Here is a 2,772-nt window from a genome sequence, read left to right as displayed (position 1 = left end):
GGTTGGCAGCCACCGCGCCGCTGGCTGAGCCTGTCGAAGCCAAGCGGTGCGGCCCAGAACTTTTTCGCGCTAACAAAACGTTTGTTGTTCCGTGTTGGCGGCGAAGCCGCCAACACGGAACAACAAACGAGGTTTGGGGTGTAGCCCCAAAGCAAGGTGTAGGGCAGCAGCCCGACACGTAATGCGAATGCCATCCAAGAGGAGCAGAGCAATGACGCTTGATGCAACGGATGTTGATCTGGAAGCCCATGGTCTTTTTATCAATGGGGCATGGTGTGCTGCTGATGCAGCACGCACCTTTACGGTCTATGAACCAGCCACCGGGCAACCATTGGCGCGGTGCGCTCATGGGAGTCGGGCGGATGTGGATCGAGCCGTAGCGGCTGCCCGTGCCGCCTTCGATGATGGCCCGTGGCCCCACACCCCCCACTACGAGCGTGCCCAGATTCTGCATGAGATTGCCCAACTGATAGAGGCCAATGCGCCCGAATTGGCCGAGCTTGAGAGCCGTGATGGCGGCGTACCGCTGCGGGCTACCACGTTCAACGACATTCCGTTGGGCATGCATATGATGCATGTCTTCGCCGAGTTGGCCCGGCGCTCGCCCTACGAGCCCATGCCCTGGAATGATTTCCCCACTCTCTCGTGGAATTTTGTCTGGCGCAACCCCTATGGCGTCTGTGCCCAGATTATCCCCTGGAACTATGCCTTCTGCATGACCATCTGGAAGCTGGGGCCAGCCTTGGCAACCGGCAATACCATTGTCTTTAAGCCCTCTTCGCTTGCGCCCCTCTCGGCTATTCGGCTGATCAAACTGATCGATGAGTCGGGCCTCTTGCCTAAAGGCGTCCTCAATATGGTCACCGGATCGGGCCCTGAAGTGGGCGAGTATCTGGTGGGCCATCCCCGGGTGGACAAGATTGCCTTTACGGGTTCCACTGAGGTGGGGCGCAAGATCATGGCCATTGCAGCCCCCCATATCAAGAAGGTCACCCTTGAGCTTGGTGGCAAATCGCCCAGTATTCTGCTGCCCGATGCCGATCTGGATAAGGCGATTGATGGTGTCCTCTTTGGCATGTTCTACCACGCCGGGCAACTCTGTGAGGCGGGCACGCGCTGCCTCGTCCCTAGCGCGATCTACGATGAGGTGGTTGAACGGCTGGTGCAACGCACGCGCCAGTTGCGCGTCGGCGATCCGCTCGATCTCGCTACCGATGTTGGTCCGCTGATTAGCCACAAGCAGCGCGAGACGGTTGAAGGCTACATTGCCTTGGGCCGCGCCGAGGGGGCGCGCCTGCTGATTGGCGGCGGACGGCCACTTGGTGCATCGTATGCCCAAGGCTCCTTTGTTGAACCCACGATCTTCGGGGAGGTCAACAACCGCTCGCGCCTCGCCCAAGAGGAGATCTTTGGGCCGGTGCTGGCGCTCATCCGCTACGATGATGTTGGTGAGGCGATAGCAATGGCCAATGATACTATGTATGGCCTCGCCGCCTCGGTCTGGTCACAAGATATCCAACAGGCGATTGATGTTGCCCGGCGCATTCGTGCGGGCACGGTGGGCATCAATGAACACCACGTCCTCAACCCCTACGCCCCCTTCGGTGGCTTCAAAGAGAGTGGGATTGGGCGTGAGATGGGGGTGGCCGGGATGCTTGAGTATACTGAACCGACCCATATCCATGTGGATTTCCAGCAGCAGCGTGATGGCAAGCTCTGGTGGGATGCGCTGCTCCCGCCCAACGAGGAGGAGTAGGCGAAATCAGGGTATACTACCCCTATGCTCGATGATCGCACCAAACTCCATTTTCCAGCCAGCGGTGCAACAGAGCTACCCTTGCTCTTTGCGCCGCAGGTGTTGCGCTGTGTCGCCGCTGGGCCGGGGGGCCATCCGCTCCATGTCCTGCTCGATACGGGAACCGATCCCTCAGCGATTGACCTCGGCTTGGCGCGGCGCTTAGGCTTGCGCTTGGGCGAGTTTGCCCTTGGCTCCGATGCCGCCAGCGATGCGGTGCCCTTCACCGAGACGGTGTTGCCCTGGTTGCGCTTGGGCACGCTTGAACTGCGCGATCTCTATCTGCTTGCGGTTGACCTGGGCCGCTCACCCTTTAAGCTCGATCTGGTGCTGGGCTACAATGTACTCAGTTCTCTGACCCTTACTGCCGACTATGAGCGAGGTAGTTTGCATTTGGGCCACCCCGATCTAGAACCATCAGGCATGCATGATGGGAGCATAACCCTGCCGCTGCGCTTCTTCGAGCACTTCCCCGCCCTCGAGGGCGCGATGCTGCTCAATGCTGCCGGTGCCGAGCCGTCTATGCCATTACCCCTCGTGACGATTGATACCGGTTCCAATGGAGCGCTCACCCTTGGCCCTGATCTCGCGGCGCGGGCCGGGCTACACCCTGGCGCAGAGCGGGTCGCTACCAGTGAAGGCCAGGGCTTTGTCGAACGGGTGGCCGTGCTGCGGAGCAGTGCTGCAAGTTTGCGCCTTGGCCCCTTCCAGTTCGATCATGTGGAATTGGATGCACCAACCATCCAAGCTGGCGACTTGGGCCGTGCTGGGCGGGCCAACGTGGGTAACGCCCTGCTCGCCCGTTTTGGGCGTATTACCCTGGATTACCGTCGGGCAATCTGTCTGGTAGAACCACAGAGCAACAACAACGCGGGTTTGGACTGTAACGTGTCCTGAGAGGCTGTCTGAAAAGCTAGTGGGCACGCGTTGGAGTGCCGGCTTTAGCCGGCTGAAGCCGGCACTCCAACGCCAGTTCA

General features: G+C 60.1%; 2 protein-coding genes. Both read left to right on the top strand.

Annotated features, from left to right (window positions below; translation table 11 throughout):
• The first annotated feature begins 211 nt into the window (after positions 1 to 211).
• Positions 212 to 1,756: an aldehyde dehydrogenase family protein gene (locus tag CJ255_RS21600; RefSeq protein WP_097646142.1), complete on the top strand. Its 1,545-nt coding sequence runs from the start codon at positions 212 to 214 to the stop codon at positions 1,754 to 1,756.
• A gap of 24 nt (positions 1,757 to 1,780) precedes the next feature.
• Positions 1,781 to 2,692, top strand: a complete 912-nt coding sequence (locus CJ255_RS21595) for a pepsin/retropepsin-like aspartic protease family protein (protein WP_097646141.1) — start codon at positions 1,781 to 1,783, stop codon at positions 2,690 to 2,692.
• The last annotated feature ends 80 nt before the right edge of the window (positions 2,693 to 2,772 follow it).

The organism is Candidatus Viridilinea mediisalina, assembly GCF_002532535.1.
Lineage (GTDB): Bacteria > Chloroflexota > Chloroflexia > Chloroflexales > Chloroflexaceae > Viridilinea > Viridilinea mediisalina.
Note: the sequence above shows the minus strand (reverse complement) of the source record. Positions and strands in the feature narration are given on the sequence as shown.